At 56.1% G+C, this 20,793-nt stretch carries 17 protein-coding genes; 8 read left to right on the top strand and 9 right to left on the bottom strand.

Annotated elements, in window-relative coordinates; genetic code table 11:
- Positions 1-311 precede the first annotated feature (311 nt).
- The 3 genes from CO676_RS24190 to CO676_RS24200 all read right to left on the bottom strand — a co-directional run bounded on the left by CO676_RS24190 (position 312) and on the right by CO676_RS24200 (position 3,175).
- Positions 312-1,256: a LysR family transcriptional regulator gene (locus tag CO676_RS24190; protein ID WP_245424433.1), complete on the bottom strand. Its 945-nt coding sequence runs from the start codon at positions 1,254-1,256 to the stop codon at positions 312-314.
- Between the two features lie 133 nt (positions 1,257-1,389).
- Positions 1,390-1,623 (bottom strand): hypothetical protein, encoded by a 234-nt coding sequence (locus CO676_RS24195; protein ID WP_097522957.1) that lies wholly within the window; start codon positions 1,621-1,623, stop codon positions 1,390-1,392.
- Between the two features lie 148 nt (positions 1,624-1,771).
- The gene (locus CO676_RS24200; protein ID WP_097522958.1) at positions 1,772-3,175 is read right to left on the bottom strand and encodes a trehalose-6-phosphate synthase; all 1,404 of its coding nucleotides are present in this window, start codon (positions 3,173-3,175) and stop codon (positions 1,772-1,774) included.
- Positions 3,176-3,810: 635 nt separating this feature from the next.
- On the opposite strand from CO676_RS24200, the gene CO676_RS24205 reads away from it, so the two are divergent.
- Together CO676_RS24205 and CO676_RS24210 are read left to right on the top strand one after the other, a co-directional pair.
- A complete protein-coding gene (locus CO676_RS24205; RefSeq protein ID WP_046118039.1) occupies positions 3,811-4,527 on the top strand; it encodes a winged helix-turn-helix domain-containing protein in 717 nt (238 codons plus the stop codon).
- 392 nt (positions 4,528-4,919) lie between these two features.
- On the top strand, positions 4,920-5,525 hold the full coding sequence (locus CO676_RS24210; protein ID WP_097522959.1) for a hypothetical protein: 606 nt from the start codon (positions 4,920-4,922) through the stop codon (positions 5,523-5,525).
- 520 nt (positions 5,526-6,045) lie between these two features.
- Here the strand turns inward: CO676_RS24210 and CO676_RS34735 are convergent.
- Entirely contained in the window at positions 6,046-6,339 is a 294-nt protein-coding gene (locus CO676_RS34735; protein WP_144340187.1) for a DDE-type integrase/transposase/recombinase, read from the bottom strand.
- A gap of 1,271 nt (positions 6,340-7,610) precedes the next feature.
- On the opposite strand from CO676_RS34735, the gene CO676_RS24225 reads away from it, so the two are divergent.
- From CO676_RS24225 to CO676_RS24240, 4 genes are read left to right on the top strand one after another with little or no spacing between them, the layout of a single operon-like run.
- Positions 7,611-8,657 carry an NAD-dependent epimerase/dehydratase family protein gene (locus tag CO676_RS24225; protein ID WP_097522961.1) on the top strand — a complete coding sequence of 349 codons (1,047 nt, stop codon included), beginning with the start codon at positions 7,611-7,613 and terminating at the stop codon, positions 8,655-8,657.
- Positions 8,654-9,007 carry an SMR family transporter gene (locus tag CO676_RS24230; RefSeq protein WP_097522962.1) on the top strand — a complete coding sequence of 118 codons (354 nt, stop codon included), beginning with the start codon at positions 8,654-8,656 and terminating at the stop codon, positions 9,005-9,007. Before CO676_RS24225 ends, CO676_RS24230 begins: the two co-directional genes overlap by 4 nt.
- Position 9,008: 1 nt before the next feature.
- Complete coding sequence (locus tag CO676_RS24235; protein WP_245424411.1) at positions 9,009-9,392, top strand: hypothetical protein; 384 nt, start codon at positions 9,009-9,011, stop codon at positions 9,390-9,392.
- A gap of 2 nt (positions 9,393-9,394) precedes the next feature.
- On the top strand, positions 9,395-10,912 hold the full coding sequence (locus tag CO676_RS24240; RefSeq protein ID WP_097522963.1) for a GMC family oxidoreductase: 1,518 nt from the start codon (positions 9,395-9,397) through the stop codon (positions 10,910-10,912).
- Positions 10,913-10,956: 44 nt separating this feature from the next.
- Here the strand turns inward: CO676_RS24240 and CO676_RS24245 are convergent, their stop codons facing one another.
- The 4 genes from CO676_RS24245 to CO676_RS24265 form a co-directional block, all read right to left on the bottom strand.
- On the bottom strand, positions 10,957-12,933 hold the full coding sequence (locus CO676_RS24245) for a hypothetical protein (RefSeq protein WP_097522964.1): 1,977 nt from the start codon (positions 12,931-12,933) through the stop codon (positions 10,957-10,959).
- A 31-nt stretch (positions 12,934-12,964) separates the two neighbouring features.
- Complete coding sequence (locus tag CO676_RS24250) at positions 12,965-14,035, bottom strand: NAD(P)-dependent oxidoreductase (protein WP_097522965.1); 1,071 nt, start codon at positions 14,033-14,035, stop codon at positions 12,965-12,967.
- A 17-nt stretch (positions 14,036-14,052) separates the two neighbouring features.
- Positions 14,053-15,522 (bottom strand): UbiA family prenyltransferase, encoded by a 1,470-nt coding sequence (locus tag CO676_RS24255; RefSeq protein WP_245424414.1) that lies wholly within the window; start codon positions 15,520-15,522, stop codon positions 14,053-14,055.
- 1,036 nt (positions 15,523-16,558) lie between these two features.
- Positions 16,559-18,334: a ThiF family adenylyltransferase gene (locus CO676_RS24265; protein ID WP_245424416.1), complete on the bottom strand. Its 1,776-nt coding sequence runs from the start codon at positions 18,332-18,334 to the stop codon at positions 16,559-16,561.
- 294 nt (positions 18,335-18,628) lie between these two features.
- On the opposite strand from CO676_RS24265, the gene CO676_RS24270 reads away from it, so the two are divergent.
- Both CO676_RS24270 and CO676_RS24275 read left to right on the top strand, forming a co-directional pair.
- Positions 18,629-19,018 carry an antitoxin Xre/MbcA/ParS toxin-binding domain-containing protein gene (locus tag CO676_RS24270; protein WP_026616878.1) on the top strand — a complete coding sequence of 130 codons (390 nt, stop codon included), beginning with the start codon at positions 18,629-18,631 and terminating at the stop codon, positions 19,016-19,018.
- A gap of 3 nt (positions 19,019-19,021) precedes the next feature.
- Positions 19,022-19,714, top strand: a complete 693-nt coding sequence (locus tag CO676_RS24275; RefSeq protein ID WP_097522968.1) for an RES family NAD+ phosphorylase — start codon at positions 19,022-19,024, stop codon at positions 19,712-19,714.
- A 73-nt stretch (positions 19,715-19,787) separates the two neighbouring features.
- On the opposite strand, the gene CO676_RS24280 is transcribed toward CO676_RS24275, so the two are convergent.
- The gene (locus CO676_RS24280; RefSeq protein ID WP_245424418.1) at positions 19,788-20,702 is read right to left on the bottom strand and encodes an NYN domain-containing protein; all 915 of its coding nucleotides are present in this window, start codon (positions 20,700-20,702) and stop codon (positions 19,788-19,790) included.
- Positions 20,703-20,793 lie beyond the last annotated feature (91 nt).

Consider the following 20,793-nt stretch of genomic DNA (forward strand, 5'->3'; position numbering starts at 1 on the left):
CAACATAGGCGGCCAGAATGGATGCGTGCACCTCGGGGCCGCCCTGAGGATGTGGCCCACCAAGAGATTGGCGCGCCGCACGGGGGTCGACGAAGGGAAACGTAGATTGTGTCGATGGTTGAGTGCGTGAATACGCGGTCGTTTGGCAAGTTGCCGAAGATTCCCGTTTCAAATTCTCGCTCGAAAGAGGCTCGCGTCGAGTTCGTTGTGTTGCCGCAGCGTGGCAAGCTTCGGCTGGCGGCGGACGAGGGGCGGGTAACGAACTGTCTACGTATATCCTGAAAACAGCCAGACTTCGGATCGCATGACACTCATTGCCTTGGCGACGCGTCATTCGACTGCCCTCGCGCTTGTTGCCGGCTCCGCCCCGCAGCCGCGGCGGCGATCTCGTGGCGCAGCCAGCGATGGTCGGGGTCGCGATGGCAACGCTCGTGCCAGATGAGCGCGGCCTCGTAGGGCGTCAGATCCATAGGCGGATCGACGATCGCTAGCGGCAGCAAGGCGGCGATCTTGGTAGCGACGCGGCGTGGTACAACCAGCACCAGATCGGTGACCATGATCGCCAGCGCGGCCGTCAGGACGTTGGAAACCAGCACCGGATCGCGAGCCTGAAGACCTAATTTGGCCAGTTCGTCATTCACCCGGCCGAAACCGTCTTTGGTATCCGATGCAATGGTGGCGTGGCGCAGGGCCGCGAAGGTGTCGATTGTCCATTTCTGCGACAGGGCTGGGTGGTCGTTGCGAAGCAGGCAAGCAAAGCGGTCGATGTAGAGCCTGCGCCGAAAATAGCCCTGTGGAGCCGTACCGATTTGCCCAACGGCCAAATCGATCTCGCCTTGTTCGAGCCGTCGGAGCGCTCCGGCCAGGATCGAATTGGTCACTATGCCGAGATTGGGCGGGCGCTCGCGCAGCAGCGGTAGGAGAGGCGGTAGCAGCACGAGCGCTTGATGATCAGGCATTGCCATTCTTACCGTTGATCGCCATTCTCCCTGGGCAAAGCGGCGGTTCACCATCCCGCGGATCGAATCCAGCACCGCCGGCAGCAGCTGGGCCAGGCGTTCTGCGTGCGGCGTCGGAACCATGCCGCGCGAGCCGCGGACCAAGAGATCGTCATTGAAAATGCCGCGCAGCCTGGTCAACGCTCGGCTGATCGATGGTTGGCTCAGACCCAAGTGCCGCGCCGCATGCGTCACGTTGCGGTGCTCCAGCAACGCCTCGAGAGCCAACAGCATGTTCAGGTCAATCGATGCCAGCATTTGCCGTCGGTGTGCGGCAGGAGTGCCAGCGACGATTAGTTGCGGCCGCTCCCGCCGTTTTGAAGTGTTGCCATTGCAAGCGAGCTCATCCATGGGGCCTCTCAACCTGTCTTCCTATGCAAGCGTGCTCATGCTAACGTGTTGGAGAATTGGCGTGGCGGAATAGGCCGAACCTCCTGAGCACATCAGCGATTTCACAAGCCGGATCGACATCGTCCAATCCGCGACGTCGGTGAGCGAAGCTATGACTAGTCGAATGCGTGGCCCCTTCGGTGCCGGCGACGAGCGCCTCCTTGCGGATTCGGTGGGCGTCAGCGCGCTCGACGGTGTTGGAGGCGATCTCCTTGAGCCAGCCGAGCCGGCGCATTTGCGGATCGCCTCAACGATCTTGATGATCTGGCGCAACCGTGAGTTCTCCGCTCCGCGGCCTGTGGCAGTTAGGAACCTGGTATGTCTTCTAACACAACACATTTCGCCACGCTTCGAGGAATGGTGCCTGACTTACCTGGTCGCGGTCAGCCTGCTACTGGCGAAGCCGGGTCCAACGATGCCGTCAAACCCTGGGGCGCAGCATTCAGCTTCGAGAGAAAGTCTTCGCACCAGCGATAGACATCGTGCTGGCGAAGCCTCTCCATCATCGCGCTCCATCGCCTAATCCGCTCATCTCGCGTCATGTCGAGGGCCGTTTCTATGGCGCTCGCCATGCCCTCCGGGTCATAGGGATTGACGAGAATCGCCTCGCCCAACTCACCGGCGGCACCGGCAAAGCGCGAGAGCACGAGAACGCCCGGGTCACGCGGGTCTTGCGCAGCGACATATTCCTTCGCCACCAGGTTCATGCCGTCGCGAAGTGGCGTCACAAGGCCGACGCGTGCCCTGCGGTAGAGGCGGGCCAGTTCCGGTTGGCCGAGTGACTGATTGATGTAGTGCACAGGCACCCAGCCGACGCTTCCGAGTTCCCCATCGACGCGCCCCACCAACTCGGCGACGTCCTTTTCAACCGCCTGATATGCCGGTATTTTGTCGCGGGATTTTGGGGTGATCTGCAGCAGCAAGGTCTTGCGTCTGCGATGCTTGTTGCTCCGTAGGAAACGATTGAAGGCGTCGATGCGGTTGTCGATGCCCTTCGAATAATCGAGACGGTCGACGCCAATCGCGATGTCATAACCGGCAAACCTGCAATAGCTGTCCGGCAGATCGTCGTCGCGCTCGGCAAGCCTTGCGACCTCGGCCGTATCGATGCTGATCGGAAAAACGCCGCAGCGAAACTCGTTTCCATAGGCTCGGCAGTCGTCTCCGTTGAGTTCCCCCCACTCCTGGCGGCGCAGGCATTCGGCGAAGTTGTTGCGATCGTTCTCGGTGTGAAAACCGACGAGGTCATAACACGAAAGCCCGCGCAGCAGACGATTATAGTTAGGCAGGGTGGAGAGGATGTCCGCCGGCGGCCACGGCGTGTGCAGGAAAAAGCCGATCCTGTTTTTGTGGCCACGCTGCTGCAGTTTTTCAGCGAGCGGGATCAGGTGATAGTCGTGCACCCATATGACATCGTCCTGTCTGAGGACCTGCTCCAACTGATCTGCAAACATTTCGTTGACGCGGTAATATGCGGACTCTCGCGCCTCGGAGTATTTAGCAAGGTCGGCACGGTTGTGGAAGATCGGCCAAAGAATCTGGTTGGCGAAGCCGTAGTAGTAATCTTCCAGATCCTTCTGCGAGAGATCGATAAGTGCGTAGGCAATGCCGCCGACTTCCTTTTCCGTCAACGTTGACGGTTCTTCCTCGGCTTTTACCTTCTCCGACCATCCCATCCAGAGACCGTTGTTTCGCTGAAGCGCGGCGTTCAGCGCAACGGCCATCCCTCCTGCCGACTGCGAGCCGGGCAGCGTAACCCTGTTGGAGACAACGACCAGTCTACTCATTTCCACCTCCTATCTTCGGACACACCCCGCATCGCCACGCGAGCCCGGCTCTGCAGTTGTTTGAAAGTTGCTGGCAATGAGATCCGTGCAACAACGTCAGCAATACGTTGGAGTATAGATCCCGAATTGTCGCGTTTGTTAGAAATATTTTTGGTTTTGGTGGCGAATGTGCCATCAAGAGTACCTTTCATTCATGATTAGTGTGTGAGCACTAAACCGTATTGGCCGATTTAATCATCGGAGAGTCTCTATGAATACACGAAAATGTCAACGTTTATGGGGTTTCAATTGAAATAAACGGAAACGAAACTAAAGCCGACGGGAAGGCAATCCATGAGACGCACACACGCCAAAGACGGTGCTGAAAGACTGGAGGCAAACCGAGGCACCAGGAAGAGGACCGGTCTCCCACAACCTAGCTGTACCGCGCAGGCAACTCTCGGGATTAATCAGCAAAACGCGACCATCAAAGACCAGCGGCCTTGGAGAGCTCAGTTCGTGGTCCACTGCAGCACCTTGCCGCTATTTGTCTGCGCTATTCTGCTATGCACCTGATAATGATTGTCCCACCTGCTGACTGTCCCCATATTGGCTGGCATGGCCCAGCAAGCCTTAGCGAGTCAGCAGGTGTGAAGATGAAAAACATTCTCGTTATCAGTCAGGACGCTTCGCTCAGAGAACTGCTGGTCGAATTCTTGTCTGAGCACGAGTTTAGGGCCGGAGCGGTCGAAAACGGTCAGAAGGCGGCCGGCAAAGTAGCTTCCGAACCGATTGATCTAGCAATTATTGATTTGAGCCTCGGCCGAGAAGATGGTCTTCGGCTCGTTCGGGATTTCGGCACCAAGACAGATCTTCCGATCATCATGATCAGCGGTGACGATCTTAACAGGGCTGACAAAATGACCGGACTCGAAACGGGCGTGCGCGACTACATCACCAAGCCGTTCGGCTTGCCAGAACTCCTGTCCCGCGTGCGTGCCGCTTTACGCGAGCCGGAGCGTGGCCGGAACAGGATCTTCCATTTCGATGACTGGCGAGTGAGCACAAAGCGCCGCCGTTTGCGCCGAGGGACGGATCGTGAAGTCAAGCTCACTGCGGGCGAGTTCAACCTGCTGATGGCCTTTCTCAAAAATCCGGGCCGCGTCCTTTCGCGCGAGCAGCTTCTGGTGGCGACGCGTGTGTATGATCAAGAGGTCTATGACCGCAGCATCGATGTTCAGATCCTGCGCCTTCGCCGCAAGCTGGGGCAGGGCACGGGCCGCAGCGCGCAGTATATTCGCACCGAGCGGGGCGCCGGCTATGTTTTCGACAGCGACGTAAAGGTTGAAGACCTGAGGACGCGCAGTCATTGACAACGCACTTTCTCCGCTTTCGTCTGAGCCGCATCTCCGCGGTGGGCCGAACGGGTCCGGTGAGGTTCCATCGCATCCTCTCGTCATACGGACGGACATTTCAATCAAACGGTGCTTGCTGTGCGCTCCCCTTCACAAGGAGGGATCAGAATCCCCGCTCTCAAGCGCTTGCGGCGGCGGTCCGGCGCCGAGCTCCGGAGGCCATGCAAAGCCGGTTGTGGATACCGGCACGCGATCGTCAGCAAAAGACGCTTGTAGAGACAATGACCCTCAGTCCATGTTGAGCAGGGGAGATATTCGCCGGTCGCCCGTCACGGTGCCTGGCCGGACGGCGTTTGAAGGTACATGGCTGCAGCGGGATCGCAGTTCAGATTTATCGAGGTAGGAACACGATGAAAACACCGTGGAAATTTCTTGCTCAATTTGCCTCGCGGCGACGACCGGCGAACGTGCAAGAGAACTTGATTGTGCCTGACACTGAGCCCGAGGCGATCGAAAGCGAAACGGAAAACAAGTCGCCACTTCCGTTCGACACAACGGGAGCTTCTGGCACACCTGATCACGATGCGGTGGTCCCGGTTGAGCAGGTGTCGATGTTATCGGACAAGCCGAAAAGCGACCCCAATTTCTCGCAGGCAATGAACCTGCCAATTGATATTCAAGAGCCTGAATCCCCTCCGCCGAGTGAAACCAAGCACTCGGGTGCGGCGGGGAGTACACTGGGGCCGCAAAACAAGACAAGCGCAAATTCCCAAAGAAAACCGGGGATCAAACGTCGAGAACGTTCAAAGAAGGACGGCGCCCAAGTGGTTGCGCAGAGCGCTGTCGCCAGAAATGAAGCTGAGACCGTACAAACCTCGTCGTCCGGGGATACTTTCTTCAACGAAGCGGCAATCCTCGACGAGGAAATCAAAGAGCTGAGACGACTGCTGGCTCAAAAACTTCGTCTGCAGAACGTCCAGCTCAAAAAGATGCTGAAGCGTTTCGACGTTCCGTGAACTTGGCGTCAACTGACGCTGGACGGGAGCCGGTTGTGTGCCGAGCAGGTCGGCTAACCACGACCCGTGCAACAGGATCCGGGCACCGAATCCTGTTCCCGGCCAGATTTCCACGGTTTGGGAAGCCCCGTAATGCGCCTTCATTGAACCATTAACGGTCGCTTCGAGGCGGAATGTCTGAACCGACACTGGTTCGTCTCGCTTGCGGGGCCAGCGACAGGTTGGAGGATTGGCGTCGATACGATCGAAGAACGCCCGCCTGCCGCACGACGGCCGAATTTATCATGTGTTGGCTGGAACATTGCTAAATCAACACAGCCCAATCCTTTGGTGCAGACGATCTCGACTGAGGAAAAAGCGCCTTTTCAGGAGCCCCAGAAGCCGCAGCTCATTCCCATCAAAGTCTGACCGATTTCAGTGAGGAGCCGTATTAGTCAGCGAATTCAATGAAGAGCGTGCGGGTTCCGGTAATTCGCGGACAGCGGTTCCATTAAATCGCGGACAGGGATGTGGTGCACCCTCAGACTGAGACATAAGGATTTCCGACACGGCTCATGCTCGCCTGGATGCCGTGAAGATGCAGAAGTTCGGAGTAGGCTCCGCACGCGTATTGAACGCCGCGATCGGAATGATGCACGAGGCTCCCGGGCACGGGCTGGCGATCGGTGATCGCCATCTCGAGAGCTTCGATCGCAAGGGTTGCTCTGAGATGCGTATCCAATAGCCAGTGACGGTAATAACTCGCGCGGCTGACGCCCGCGAGCCAACACATTCGGTCGATGTTGAATTCGCCTTGCGACAGGCCGGTCGTCATCTTTTCGATGACTTTGAAGATCCGGTTTCGCCAGGAGCGCTGCTCCGACGATGATCTTCCTCGAAGTGCCGCAAGGCTTCGCGAAAAAATCGAGATCGAGCTGCTGTTGCCCGACTTTCTGCTCCAATTCCCTGATCCGGCGCCTAGCCTTAATCAGAGCCTTTTCCCGACGCGCCGGCGGATCGACTGCGCTCTGCAATGGCACGTCGCCGTCAACTCCTCCCGCCACTCTCGCCGGCCGGCCGCGCCGACGTGACTTCAGGTTACCACGAAGCCTGAGGTGATCTCGCCACTCGTAAAGACGTTGGCGACTGATGCCAACCTCATCTGCCAACTTGCTGACGGTTTCACCCGCCTCCATACGCTGGAGAAGCTCCAGTTTTTGGTCCTCATCAATAACTCTTTGCCGTCCGGCCATGCCCCAGTTTCCTCTCCTTGCGGGGAAACTGTACGCGATTTTGATTGTCTCAGTCTGAGGGTGCACTCCAAAACTGTCCGGGAATTAATGAAACGACTGTCCGCGCTTTACCGGAATCGGTGTCCCGATAATCCGAAATCCGCAAAGAGCGGCCCCATGAGACGCTCGCCATGAGAATGCCAGCCGAAGTCTACACACCATCTTCAAGAGCCTATGACGGCCTGCCGGAAATCGACTCCGTTCCACGACAGAGATGCGCTCGTCACCGCCTGCGGCCGCATCTGCATGCACCGCAAGAAGATCAACATCTCCACCATCATGGCCAGGCAAAGGCTCGGAATCAGGAAAGTCGATGACGGCATTTGGCTCGTCAGCTTCATGCACTATGATTTCGGATATATCGACCTGGAGCAGAGTGCTTGCAAACCATCAACAACCCGTTCGGCACTATGTTGTCACCCATGTCTGAGGTGCAAACTGTTACCTATGTCTCCGGGTCGGATCAGGTACGAGCGCAGCCGTGTATCGGAGTCGACTAGGCGCCCGCTGTTCCACTGAGCTTGTCGAGTTCGCGACATTGGCGAGGGCGAGACACAACGCCATCGACGTGATCGTGTTGCTTTGGAACGATTTTCTCGCTTGGCACGACCCATGCATAGCTATCCACAAACACGCTGCGGCGCCGCCTGGCTGGCGACCCGAAGCAATAGTGAAGAACTTCCTCGGGCCATCTGGTACACATCACAATCGACTGGAGCCGAACATGAAAAGTTCTTGCAAATCCGTACCTCAAGACGGGTCCGCCAGTCGAAGACTTCGATCAGTGCTCTTGTAATTTGTGTAGGCAGGCATAGTGAAAACAGCACTCGTTACCGGCGGCTCCGGATATTTTGGGGAATTGTTGAGCAAGCAATTGCTTAGACAAGGAACCTACGTTCGCGTGTTCGACCTGAATCCCCCCGGCTTCAGTCATCCTAATCTGGAATTTTTCAGGGGCACAATTCTCGACCGAAACGCGGTCAAGCAAGCACTATCCGGAATAGACAAGGTATTCCACAACATTGCGCAAGTACCGCTGGCCAAGGAAATAGACCTCTTCTGGTCCGTTAACAGCGGCGGCACTCAGATCATTGTTGACGAATCGGTCGCGACGGGAATCGAAAAGTTCGTCTATACGTCCTCAAGCGCTGTTTTCGGTGCGCCGAAATCGAATCCCGTAACAGAAAAGACAGAACCGAACCCGGCGGAAGATTATGGTCGCGCGAAACTCGCGGGAGAAACTATCTGTAAGGAAGCAATGCAGCGTCATGGCTTGGATGTGGCGATTGTGCGCCCCCGCACTGTTCTCGGATATGGCCGCCAGGGCGTCGTCCAAATCCTCTTTGACTGGATTGAACGGGGGCTCGACATTCCGGTGCTGGGTGGGGGCAATAACAAATATCAATTCGTGCACTCGGATGATCTAGCATGGGCGTGCATAGCAGCCTCGAATGTAAAGGGTTTTGCCACATACAACATTGGTGCTGCCAAGTTCGGGACGATGCGTGAACTTCTGCAAGTGGTAATCGATCATGCCGGAACCGGAAGTCGAATCAAGTCGATCCCGATGGGACCGGCTGCCCTTGCAGCGAATCTGGCAAGCGCACTCGGTCTCTCTCCCTTAGGGCCATACCATTCGCTGATGTATGGACGATCAATGTATTTCGACATCTCAAAGGCGCGAAAGGAACTTGGGTATGCACCGAGATACTCAAATTCCCAGATGATTATTGAAACCTATGATTGGTACCAGGCTAACAGGGCTTCCTTCAGTAAAGGCGGAGAGTCACCTCACAAGGCCCCTGTCAAACAGCGGTCCCTGGCATTGCTTCCCTATGTGCTGCGGCTGATCCCAGGATGAATGCGGTTCCAATAATCCTGATTTTTGCTGCGGGCCTGAATTCCTGTATCGGCAACATATTGCTGAAATGGAGCCGGGCCTCACTGCCTGCCAATGCCGGATTGGCCGATACGTTTCTCTCTCTCGGCTTTGTAGGTGGATTGGTATTTTATGGCATCAACGTCGTATTGTTTGCAAAGGCTCTAGACTCCATGGAGGTGTCAGTCGCTTATCCGATTTTGGCAGGCTCCGGATTCGCAATGCTGATGATTGCGTCACGTTGTATTTTCGGAGAACCGATCCACCTGCACAAATGGATCGGTGTCGCCCTCGTCTTGGTGGGCGTTATTTTTCTAACGCGAGGAGGCTAAGTTGGCATTCGATCGAGTGATCGTGGCAACCTTGACGCCTTTATGGCCATTGCTCGACGCGGAAGAAAAGCCAGCGGTGCTCTCGGAAGTCGCACGCAGTGTCACTCGTGCCATTGCAATTGCCCCATTTCATATTCGTTTGGCGGTCGAAAGCGTTTCGATCGTTATAAGCCTCTGCATTGCGTTGATTTCAGCGGGTGCAGGCGGTCCCTTGGGCCGCGCGCTCCGGGCAGAAAGTTTTTATCGTCTCCTGCAAAGATTGCCCGGTCCCGCCGGTGCTGTCATACGCCTTTATCGCTCGATGGCGCTGCTTGCATTTTATGAGCAGCCGCCGGTAGCCGCAAAGCTGTTGGCTGCACGGCCTGTCCAAAACTCAAAGGCTTGAATATGAAAGGCAGATTTCGTCTTAAAAGCGAACTGCAACTGGAAGCGGATGCGGTAATAATCGGTTCCGGCGCGGGCGGAGCAAGTGTTGCGGATGTCCTTACAGCTGCCGGTTTATATGTGATCATGCTTGAAGAAGGTGGGCCTGTTCCCTCATCATCGGCTTCTCCTGTCGCCAGTGAAGCATTCGCGGCAGCCTGGCGCGGCGGAGGATTAACCGCTGCGATCGGCCGCCCCCCCATTGCTTATGCGGAAGGCCGCTGCGTTGGGGGAGGGACAGAAATCAACAGCGCAATTGCCCAGCGAGCCGATAGCGACCTCCTTGATCAATGGCGCAAGCTTTACAAGATCGAGAATTTTACGCCGGACGAACTGTCGCAATATTACCATCGCGCAGAGACAACGGTGAATGCAAGCCTAACCCCCGGTCCGCTCGGCCGTCCCACCGACATTCTGCGGCTGGGTGGGGAAGCGCTCGGCTGGAAAGTGTCGGAATTGAAACGGGGGCAGCGTGGCTGCAAAGGCGCCAATCGGTGTTCTTTCATTTGTCCGAACGGCGCCAAGCAGTCCATGGCGGTGACCCTTCTCCCAAAGTCGATGGACCGCGGCATGCGGCTGTTTGCGCGAACGCGTGTGGACAAGATCCGCATTGAGAAAGGACGTGCCACCGCAGTCGTCGCTCAGTCGCGGGACGCCGGCGGACAGGCCGTGCACGTGCGCGTAAAGGCCGGACTTGTGTTTGTCTGCGCAGGAGCAATTCATACACCAGCGCTTTTGCGCCGTTGTGGCCTGCGCAAACGCATAGGCGATACGCTGCGCATTCATCCGACGATAAGAGCGACAGCACTGTTTGATGAACCTGTTAATGCGCACCAATCGCGCCTTCCGCTGACAGCCGTCACCGAATTCATGCCGGAGCAGCGCATCGGAGGGTCGGTGTTCACGCCCGCGGTCTTTGGCCTCTCGCTTGCGGAAGACTGGACTAATCGCGGCGAACTGATGCAGGCTTGGCGTTTTTGCAGCTCATATTACGGCATGGTACGACCGCGCGGAGTGGGTTCAGTGAGACCTCTTCCCGGTATTGATGAACCGCTTGTCAGTTTCAAACTCGCGCCTGAGGACTGGATCGCATTGGGCCAGGTTCTCGCCCTCCTCGGCCGGGCGATGTTTGCGGCCGACGCCCGCAAGGTAATCCCAAGTATATCCGGCCACGAGGGCTGGACAAGCCCTGATGAGGTTGATGATTTCTGGAACAAGCCTCTGCCGAAAAAGGCGACCAACCTGATGACGATACACCTGTTTTCCACCTGCCCACCCGGCGAGCACCGCGATGCTTGCGCCGTCGACAGTTATGGACGTGTGCGGGGTGTCGAAAACCTCTTTGTCGCCGATGGCAGCCTCATTCCTGAGGCGCCCGGCGTCAATCCCCAGATGACGATCATGGCTCTGGCATTCCGCGTTGCCGAAGCCGCACTCAGTCATTCCGCTCAAGTACGCGCCCGATCGGCCGCAAGAGAGTAAGTATTGGAGCCAGTGGTGAAGACCGAGCTCCAGTTCGATGCGCATTATCGATAAATGCGCCACTTGCCTTTTTTCTCGGAAATGAGCTTGTAGACTGAATTGTTGTCCAGCACGGGTTTGCCCCACAAGCCGTCTCTTGAAGTGACTACAAGGGTTCTACAAAGATATTTTTCCTTCATAACTCTGAGCTGGTCTTCTGTGGCTAGGCCAGCGAATGCACGCACGAAGAAATTATAGACATCTGATGCTTCTTTGGGCGTGAGTTGAGCAGCATAGGCGCGCAAAAAATCTAGCGTGGTTCCGCAATGTCGCCTTTGAGATAAAATTGCCCAGGAAATATTTCCTGGTGCATAGGTCATACTTGCTAGATCAAGCGGGTTGTTGGCCACAGCTTCATCCGGAGGCGTTACGTCGCGGACAGCTTTCCACATCTCAGGAGATGCCTTGAAAGCAGTGCCCTCCTCTGACTCAGGTCCTTCAACTCGAAATTTGGACGTGTTCGAATATACAGACTTAGCGCCAGTCAAAATTGAGGGAGTCAGTAACATAATTGCGGTTATGGTAGTGATGCGCCCAACTAGCGTGCCTTTGCCGATGTGTGTGGAGAAAAGTCCAGCAGCCAGCGCAGTCATGACAAGCATCGACGGGATGAGTACACGCCATCCTAAATCATTATACATAATTGTGCTATGGAGTAGTTGCGTGCAAAATAGCGGCGCCAGCACCGAGACAAATATAGCGCAGTCAATGTGCGCGTATCGGTTTATGTCGTCAGATGGCCGGGCAAAACTCCAGATGATGAATGATAAATATATTATTCCGAACTCAAGAAAGATCTGAACAAGCCAGAACCCTGGAACGTCCAAAAACCAGTGATCCCCTACAAAAATCGGAAAAACCCAAAAATCCACGACTTTTCTGGTGTGTAATATAGAGGACTGTTCGCTAATAAGCACGGCTGCACAGAGTAGGGTCATAGCAACTGTGACGGAAAGTGAAATGAAAACCTCCGGAAGCCGTTTGGCCCTTAGCACATGTGAAACTGACAGCACACCCACAATGGGTAATATCAAAAGCAGCGATAGCCCGCCCGCCCACATCGAGCTCCCATAAGCAGAAGCCAAAATCGCGCCCATAAACATTGCCAGAGCCATATTGCGCCCGGCGTCGGAAAACAGAATTCGCAAGTATGCCATGATGGCAATCAAGGCCAGCGTTCCGGAAAATACATGCTGGGGTACCCAGGGGGCCTGGATAATCCAAGTTTGGAGGCCATGCTGGGGCGCCATCCATTTGTCGAGCCACTTTCCGCAGACAAATCGCACAATGGGCTTAAGCGAACCGACGAATAAGAGCGGGAGTACCCACCAAGCGGCATTTGCACTCCTGCTTCGCGCCACAGCCAGCCATGTTACGACAAACGTCGAGAAAAGCGCGGTAATGCCGGTAAGAGCAATGTCGGCCTCCCAGCCGGTTGCGCCTGTTATGACGGATGAACACGCAGCTATGAAGTGCCAGGCGTAGTAGTAAATTAGAGTGTTGGGAGATCCGGCTTCGGAATGGAATGGATTGGCGGGAGGCACTCCGTTTTGAGCTATTTCATTTACGATCGCTATTTTGGCATGGTCCCAGATCGGGTGACCGACGCCGACGCTACCTCCATAATATTGCGGGATAATCTCGAAGGTTGGCAAAAGGCAGAGGAGAAACGCAACAGTTGACCAGCAAAAGCCGGGACTCGCAGGCGATCGCAGGAGTGGGTCTATGGTGCCTTTCGAGAGCCAGAGAGCGATAGCAGACAAACTAAGGACGACCAGGATCAGATTGATCGCTGTTATTGGTAAAAAATGAAAAATGGAAACGCCTGCGGCGCCGAATATCCCAAGTCCGATGACCGGCGACAAAAGCAGGCGCATTCTGATATTGCTGTCAAAATACTTCGAAACAGGCCAGCCTATGGCATATCCTATGGCACTTGAAACAAGCGCGCTGGAGATAATGGAAGAAGTTTGGACTAGCACTGACGGTCTCCCAGTCCCCCGGCAAGCTTAACTAAAATGATTGACCGTTCTTGAGGCACCAATCGACCGAACGTCGCATGCCTTCGCGCAAGCCGATTTTCGGCGCGTATCCGAGCACTTTTCTGGCTTTGGCAATATCGCAGGCAATTGTCTTGTTCATTTCCGACAGCACGTGGATCTTCTGGTGATAGATCCCGGCATACTGTAGAGTAGTGTCAAGTATCGTTGCGATACCGCCTACGATGTCCGGCAGATGGAATGTGTTGGGCTTGACCGTCATGCCGAAATCTTCGTGCAGGACCATGCCAGTGACTTCGACAATTTCGTTCATGGTGTGGGGCGTCTCGTCTGCAAGCCAGAAAATATCTCCCGCCGCCCGCTCGTGAACTGCGGCAAGAAGGATGCCCTGTGCCAGATTGTCAGTGTAACCCATGGAGCGGCGGTTCCGCCCTGATCCAACAATGGGAAACTTGCCTTCTTTCACCATCTTGAAAAAAAGCGTTTGTCTCGGAGGCTGATTGGGACCGTAAAACCAAGGCGCGCGGACGATGACAATCTCCATAGGGCTGTCAGCAGCCATTTCCGCACGCAGTGCCCGTTCCATCAGCATCTTGGAGCGGCCGTATCCCGCATAGGGGTTATAGGGGCTTTCCTCCGTGAATCTGTGGTCCGAGTGAGGATTGAATCCGACCGGCGAATTCGACGACATGACGACCGCGCGCCGCACACCTGCCTTTTGCGCTGCCGTAACCAGGTTGATCGTGCCCTGTGTGTTGATCGCTTCAAACTGGGCAACATTTTTTGGATGAATGATGCCTGCCAAGTGAATGAGAATGGCGCCTTCCGCGCCGGCGACGAATGCACGGATGGATTGCATCTCCTGAATGTCACCCGCCACAATTTCCAGGCCCTGTTCGCGCAACGGCGATATGTCTTCTCCCGTAGGCACGAGCGCCCTTACCCGGAAGCCGCCGTTTGCGAGAACTCCTGCATCCGGCAGCCCCGTCGTCAACGCGGCCGCCACCCGCCCGCCTAACCAGCCGGCAGCTCCAGTTAGGAGTACGAGGGGTGCGTTCAAGGTTATAGGGGTTAATTCTTGCATATTGGCGTTCGCTGTATTCACATCGCCATCAGGAATGCCGATGCGATGAGGGCGCCGACAAACCAGCTGGTCTTGTCGTTGAGCGCGAAGACAATAGGGTCGTCGTGCAATTCCATGCGATGACTGAGGAGCCATATCCTTTGCAGCCAAATGGAAACGCCGAGCGGCGCAACATAAAGCCATGCTGGATTGTGATATAGTTGCGTCACTCTGGGCTCGAGTGCGAGGAAAAGCAGCATGATGACGATCGAAGCCGCGGTTGAAGCAAGACCATAGCCTAATGTGAGCGGCCAATCGTCGGGCAAGTATCCGCGCCCTTCGATGACGTCCTTCCCAACTGAGCACGCGCGCATTGCTTCCACATGACGCTTTGCCAGAGCCAGCGAAATGAAGAACATTGCTGAAAACGACAAAAGCCAAGGGGAGAATGCCAGACCGTTCAGCACCTGGCCCATGACAATCCTCAAGGTGAATAGCGCCCCAATAACGGTCACATCGAGTAACGCAACACGCTTCAAGCGCAATGAATAGGCGAGTGTCAGCGCCAGATAGACAGAAACAACTAGCGCGAATTGATGGTCCAAAAGCAGAGCCATCCCAATGCCCGCTGCCAGCATCAAGAAACTCGCCAAAAAGCCGTTTATGATGCTGATCCGGCCTGCAGCAATTGCCCGGAAGCGTTTGGTCGCATGCGCCCGGTCCGCCTCCAGATCAGCCAGATCGTTGATAATATAGCTTGCCGAAACAATCAGGCCGAAAGCAAGGAAACCTGCGGTCGTTTTCAGTACGGCATGGAAGTCCTCTACAATGCGGCCGAGAAAAAGAGGCAAGAAGATCAGCAAATTTTTCGACCACTGGTGTATCCTGAGTTCAGAAAGCCAATCCTTCACCGGATATCTTTTTTCAGGGCTGAGCGTCCTGACCTTGACGCCAGCCTCACGGACTTGATTTTCGAACTTTACTCCGTTGCCAACCAGAACGGCTCCGGACGCCGCCTCCCAGATCGGCAGGTCGGCGGCACTGTCGCCTGCATAGATGAAGCCCTCGGGAAAGCTCTCCTGAAGCCATTGCAGTTTACGGCGGCTCTTGAGGTTCAACGAGCCATTACTCCCCTTGGCACCGTCGAAACTGCCAAGATAAGAAATGACATCATTTGCTATGCTCTGATCAGCTGCGGTAACGAGATAAGTTTCACGCCCGGCAGATTGCGCGCGGCGTATCAGTTCCAACATCTGTTCGCGGTAGGGAAGCGACTGCGGCTCTATCGAACGAACGTTCGCCAGAGCTTCCTTCAGGGCCGCGCGCCCGTTGAACCAGTTTGGAATGGTGCGAAGCAACTGCCGCGGGGAATGGAAGAAGGCATCAAAGAGATTCTCATGAAGACTGTCTGATTTTATCAGCGTGCCATCCAAGTCACAAATTAAAGGCAACTGACGATCAAAGCAGTCCAGATCAATGACCTTCATTTCATTTTGCCGCGGTTTCATTAGAAGCACCCTCCAGCCAGACGCCCCGAGACGGGTTCAAAGTACGGCCGGCGTATTTTGGAGAGGTGGTGAGCCTGATACGCGCTTTCTCGTATGTGAGCTGACGAGGACATGTTGTTTTTTGCCTCTCTCCATCGACCGCTAGGTCATCCCCTCCCCACAGGGGTCGGTATCTCCAGACGCATGCGACAGACGAGCATCAAAATTTGTGCCAGCTTGCAAAAATGTATCGGAAGACACTTTCTGCAAATTGTTCAAAGACTGCGTGCGTGATGGCAGGAATTTACGCTGGCGGGCGCCGTGTCGCGGACACGACAGAATGGACAGCAGGTGTCTGTTGTTTGACGTTCAAAGGAACGGCGCCATAGAGTGATCAGTGAGCGGAACGAGGGAGCTTGGATAACCGCGGCATTCCGCCATCCGCCATGCAGCAGTCGCTGCACAAGTAGGTACCCAGGCGGCCAGCTTCTACAACGACGCCGAACGCAAGGCGGGTAGGGCGGCGCGGCTTGTCATCTGAGCGGGAGAACCGAGGATGCTCGTCACTCGCCTGAAATAGGAGCTCGCGGCCATTCAGAAGGCACGGCAAAGTACTGAATTGGCTGACACTCCGCGACGGAACGGCGCAAGAGTCGCGGCCGCAACTGCATCCAACCTCCGAATGTCCAATTCGCATTCCGGCCAGCTGCGATCACCATTATAGGGTGGCGAACTCGTCGCGAAATGCGTCTGAGTGTGGATCGATCTTCGGAACTCATTGCGGCGACCCCAGCCGGATGGGAATGCCAATCCCCAAGATAGTCGAGGTCGCCCGCGGTGTTCCTGAACGCTTCGTCTATCTGCTCGACCTGCCATGAGTGGTCCGGAATGAAAGTATGGCGGCCATGCAGCGCTTTCGGGCCAGCACCTACAATATCAACGACAACCCGATCTTCGCCATCTCTCCAACCGAGGAGAACACCGCCGGTCTCGAGCGGAAAGAATATGTTGGCCTGTTCGATTATTACTTGAGCTGCGTCGCGCCCCAACCAAATTGTCATCCCTGTGACGCCCCGCAGCTGCAGCTCGAATGTGGTGCGATCGTCTCGGCTTTCCACCGCGGGAGAATGCGGCGGCCATTTTCGGTCAGATCAAGAATGGAAAGCTGCCAGTCACCCGAATCGTACACGTCCGGGGCGAGCAGTCCGATCGTGCTGCGTACAACTTCCATCGACACTTCCTGCAGGTCAAAGGCGCCTCCGGTGAACGTTGGCGCGTTGCAGCCGGTCGGAACTATCGTGCCCGAGCTGTCAATAGTTGGGAGCGGGAGCGTCTTGCCGGACCAATGCTGCTGCAAGCAGACATAACAACCCGGGGCTCCCGGTTTGAATCTCGCCACAACGCCTCCGACCGCGCCTTCTGTTGCGTGGCCGAGTACGTACGGCTTTCCTATGCTACGGCACATGTCGGCCAAGGCGCCCTGGCATTCCGTCGAGGCCGATGTGTCGACCACAATGTCGGCTTCCTCGATCAATGCTCGAAGCTGACGCATGGGATTCCCCTCGAGTTTGCGGACGTCGTCCACGTTCGAGATTGCTGAGCCCACTTTGGCGTGCCCGCGTACGACACTTGTCCAAGGGTAGTTGTGATAGAGGAAATCGTGCAGCGCGGCCGTCTTTGGCAGGCCCCACACCGAACGACCCAGCGCCCATCTGACCGTATTGCCCGGCTCGACAAGATCGAAATCGATGATCGTCAGCTGACCGACGCCTGAGCGCGCAAGCTCGACTGCAGCGAAACTGCCGATGGCTCCGCACCCTACGAGAACAACCTTTTTGCTTTTCAAAGCACTCGCGACCGGCAGGCGCGAGAACATATCGCTCGACAGACGGTATCCGCGCACCAAAGAAACCTGTCGACGGCGGTTGCCAGGCACGCGTCGACTGACGAGAAAGAACCAACCGTTGCCCTTGTTATCAGGACCGTAGGAAAGCTCCTCCTGAAAAACCACGGCGGTAATCGATAGATCGTTGTCGGCGATGCTCCCGAGCTTCTTCAGGTGAGCGGGGAAGAGGGCCGATTGTCGCTCGATCGCGTTCTCGGCCGCCGCCAAAATCTCCTCCGGCGACTCGGGGAATGGTGGCTCCAAGCGTACCCAGCGCCCGATGACTTCTTTCCATGAGCCGGCCCGTTTCGGGAGATCAAAGGGCGTCGCCATCCAAGTGCCGCTCAATGGCTCCACTTTGCTCAGAATGGCTTGAAAGGGTGGAGACCTTCCTCGCTCCAACCGATCCTGGAGCAGGAAAACTGCGGCTCCGAGGGGCGCATTTGGAACGGGCTGCTGCCCATCAAAGAAAACGGCCGAATAGTCCTCTGCAACGTGCATATGATATGGCGTTACAGGGTCGGGCGCTTGTTCTTCGAGGCTGGCAGCCTCACTCCACTGCTCTTTCCGCCGCAGTTTCATGACCTGCAGCACCTGCTGCAACCGCTCTGCTATGAAATCGGCGACCTTTTGATGAGGGTGCCACTGGGCAGAGTCCTGCGTCAGGAGGCACAAATCCCTCGTAAAGGGGTTCTGATGTCGCTCGAGTTGCAGTTCAGGCGCGGATATTAAAGGTCGGCAGAACGGATGCAGCGGCGAGTACCCGACGTTGAGTCGGATGATCTCGCCACTCTCCATCGGCCACAGAACCTCCAGGATTAGGGTGCCGTCCTGTTGGATCAACGGCCGGTAAGATGCGCGATGTTCCTCATAGGCCGCCAGCTCCCGGGCATACAAGCCAGGGTAGGCCTGCCACCAATTGTCCTGATCCGAGCCGCGCTTCAGCACGTTCACCTCCGTCAGCCGACCGGCCGGTGGGACGGGGGGTGAGAGGGCACCGGCGGGCCATCGGGGCGACCCGGAGTATGGCTGGGCGGCCCCTTCGGAACGTCGGGGTGTTCAGGATGGCCTTCCCGGCCCGGCTTATTCGTATTCGACATGAGTATCTCCTTACAATACAGGCCTCCGTTCTTGACGGGGCGCAATTCCGGATTAAAATTCTGGATGAGTCCAGATATGGATTATATAAGAATGGACTCATTCGTTGTTCAAGTACACACTTGGACTTAGGAGCAGATTTTTATGACAGAACCAGTTCGAGGGTCATCTCCAAGCAGCGATTCTGCTCGGGTCCCTGCAGAACTCGAAGCGTTCTTCCGCATCGCCGACCGGTGGCGTCTGTCTGTCGACGATCAGATCAAGCTGTTGGGATCTCCAGGTCGGTCGACATTCTTCAAGTGGAAGAAGGAGGGCGGCACGTTGCCCGCCGACACGGTTGAGCGCCTGTCGCACATTCTCAGCATTTGGAAGGCACTGCGAATTCTCTTCACGATAGAGGAGCGCGCCGACGATTGGATTCGCCGACCCAACGATTTCTTCGATGGAGCAAGCGCACTCGACACCATGCTGCAGGGGAGGGTTGTCGATATCTACAGAGTGCGCCAGTACCTCGATGCTCAGCGTGGCGGGTGACAAATGGATGAGGTCGCCATCCAGGACGAGTTTTATCGACTAATCCCGTCACGGTTCCCGCCAGTCGCGGTGTACGAAGGATTGGTCAGCGAGGACAAGATCGAGGCACTTGTCGAAATAGAGAACAAGACGAATCCGCGTCTCCAGTCGGAGAGCCGGCTGCTATCCGCTCATACCGATCCGAGGGCGCCGAGGCTGCAGAACTGGAACCTGGCTCCCTTCAAGTACCTGAACCCGGAGGGAAGCCGCTTTTTTGACGGTAGTCGCCCGGCACTCGAATTGGCAGACGATCGTCAGACCGCCCTCGCTATGTCTGTCGAGCGTCGTCAGGCCTTCTTGTCGCGAACCAAGGAAGCGCCAATCGGCCTCGATATGCGATTGCTCAAGACACCGGTGAGCGGGCGGTTCATCGATTTTCGAAAGTATCCGATCGATCTATCGTGCGAGGAACGCTGGAGATTGGGAGGTTCGGTGCCCGAAGGCGCGGACGGCGTGATTTATCATCCGCCGGAGCGGCCCTCAGCCATTTGCATTGCGGTACTCCGAGGCGACGTTCTTGGCCGAACGATTCAGACAGTCCATTACCGCTACGTTTGGAACGGTGCCCGAGTATCCCTTCTTTATGCCTTTGATGATGCAGGCAAAGAAATTCGCCCAGAGGTATTGTGTGGCGCGGATGATGCATTTGCCGTGTGAGTATTAAATCTAGCAGAACACACCTACATTTTCGCCTTCTGCTTATTCACAGTGATATTCTCAGCAGGCAACTCTACCCTTCTCGTCGCTTTAAGACCTCCTCTCGAAACCGCGAACGGAGTACTCTCATCTCGGCCTTCTCTAAACGCCTGCTGATCTTCTCAGCCGTCTGGGCCAGGAGCCTGCCGTCGAATTCGGGGGGAACTCCCCTGTTATCCTTCCAGAAGATTTCAATTGCCTGAAGGTCGGCCTCTTGGAGATCTGCGACGAAAGAGCACGCGGCAGCAGTGATAAGTCCACTATCATCATCGGCAGTTTCTACGGCGGGTACCGCCGCTTTGGCGGGCGATGCCGCTATAGCGGTCATTGCAGGCTGGTGAACGGACCGCAGCGACAGAAACTTTTCGACGGTGAGCTTGTCCCATTCAGAGGTGGTGTCGGCTTCCTGCCTGAGGGTCGGCGACTGCGATCCTCGCGCTGGATGAATGCCCAGCAAATGAACCCGAACCCCATAGTTCTGAGCAATCTGCACGCCGACTCGGACATCTTCATCGCCAGACAGCAGCACCACCTCAGAGATAGCCCTTTGCCGTGCCAACTCTATCAAGTCAGTCACGATAAGCGAATCCACGCCCTTTTGCTGCCCCTGCCCATTAATGAAACCGAGGCGCAACTTGATGTCATCCATGTCGGCGATTGCAGTCTGATCAGCGCTCATCGCTGCACCTGGTCTTATTCCATTGTACCAGTAAATGCGCAGCAGTGACCCAGTAGGGGCTTTCGCGGAACAGAACGCCTTCAGTTCCTCAATGACTGACCTCGCCGAGAGTGACAACTTCGCCCTAGCGACTTTGTTACCGGTGAGTGCAGTGCTCCCCTGCGCGAACAGATAGCGCGTCGACGAAAATAGCAGAGCGCCCCAAAGATCCCCCAACCCTAAAAGTAGCAAGGGCTCCCGCGGGAGCCCTTTGTATGCCGGCGCAACCATAATATCTAATCGGTCACGCCGGAGTAATCTATGTATGCGCCACGCATGCGCACAAGTCAATACGAAACGATAAACGCCGCAGGAAATGGAC

It is taken from the genome of Sinorhizobium sp. BJ1, assembly GCF_002531555.1.
GTDB classification, from domain to species: domain Bacteria; phylum Pseudomonadota; class Alphaproteobacteria; order Rhizobiales; family Rhizobiaceae; genus Sinorhizobium; species Sinorhizobium fredii_B.

Excerpts from the sequence above, each read along its gene's own strand:
- CO676_RS24190 (WP_245424433.1), bottom strand. The coding sequence starts at position 1,256 with ATGCTGGCATCGATTGACCTGAACATGCTGTTGGCTCTCGAGGCGTTG.
- CO676_RS24195 (WP_097522957.1), bottom strand. The coding sequence starts at position 1,623 with ATGCGCCGGCTCGGCTGGCTCAAGGAGATCGCCTCCAACACCGTCGAG.
- CO676_RS24200 (WP_097522958.1), bottom strand. The coding sequence starts at position 3,175 with ATGAGTAGACTGGTCGTTGTCTCCAACAGGGTTACGCTGCCCGGCTCG.
- CO676_RS24205 (WP_046118039.1), top strand. The coding sequence starts at position 3,811 with ATGAAAAACATTCTCGTTATCAGTCAGGACGCTTCGCTCAGAGAACTG.
- CO676_RS24210 (WP_097522959.1), top strand. The coding sequence starts at position 4,920 with ATGAAAACACCGTGGAAATTTCTTGCTCAATTTGCCTCGCGGCGACGA.
- CO676_RS34735 (WP_144340187.1), bottom strand. The coding sequence starts at position 6,339 with ATGACGACCGGCCTGTCGCAAGGCGAATTCAACATCGACCGAATGTGT.
- CO676_RS24230 (WP_097522962.1), top strand. The coding sequence starts at position 8,654 with ATGAATGCGGTTCCAATAATCCTGATTTTTGCTGCGGGCCTGAATTCC.
- CO676_RS24240 (WP_097522963.1), top strand. The coding sequence starts at position 9,395 with ATGAAAGGCAGATTTCGTCTTAAAAGCGAACTGCAACTGGAAGCGGAT.
- CO676_RS24250 (WP_097522965.1), bottom strand. The coding sequence starts at position 14,035 with ATGCAAGAATTAACCCCTATAACCTTGAACGCACCCCTCGTACTCCTA.
- CO676_RS24255 (WP_245424414.1), bottom strand. The coding sequence starts at position 15,522 with ATGAAACCGCGGCAAAATGAAATGAAGGTCATTGATCTGGACTGCTTT.
- CO676_RS24270 (WP_026616878.1), top strand. The coding sequence starts at position 18,629 with ATGACAGAACCAGTTCGAGGGTCATCTCCAAGCAGCGATTCTGCTCGG.
- CO676_RS24275 (WP_097522968.1), top strand. The coding sequence starts at position 19,022 with ATGGATGAGGTCGCCATCCAGGACGAGTTTTATCGACTAATCCCGTCA.
- CO676_RS24280 (WP_245424418.1), bottom strand. The coding sequence starts at position 20,702 with ATGGTTGCGCCGGCATACAAAGGGCTCCCGCGGGAGCCCTTGCTACTT.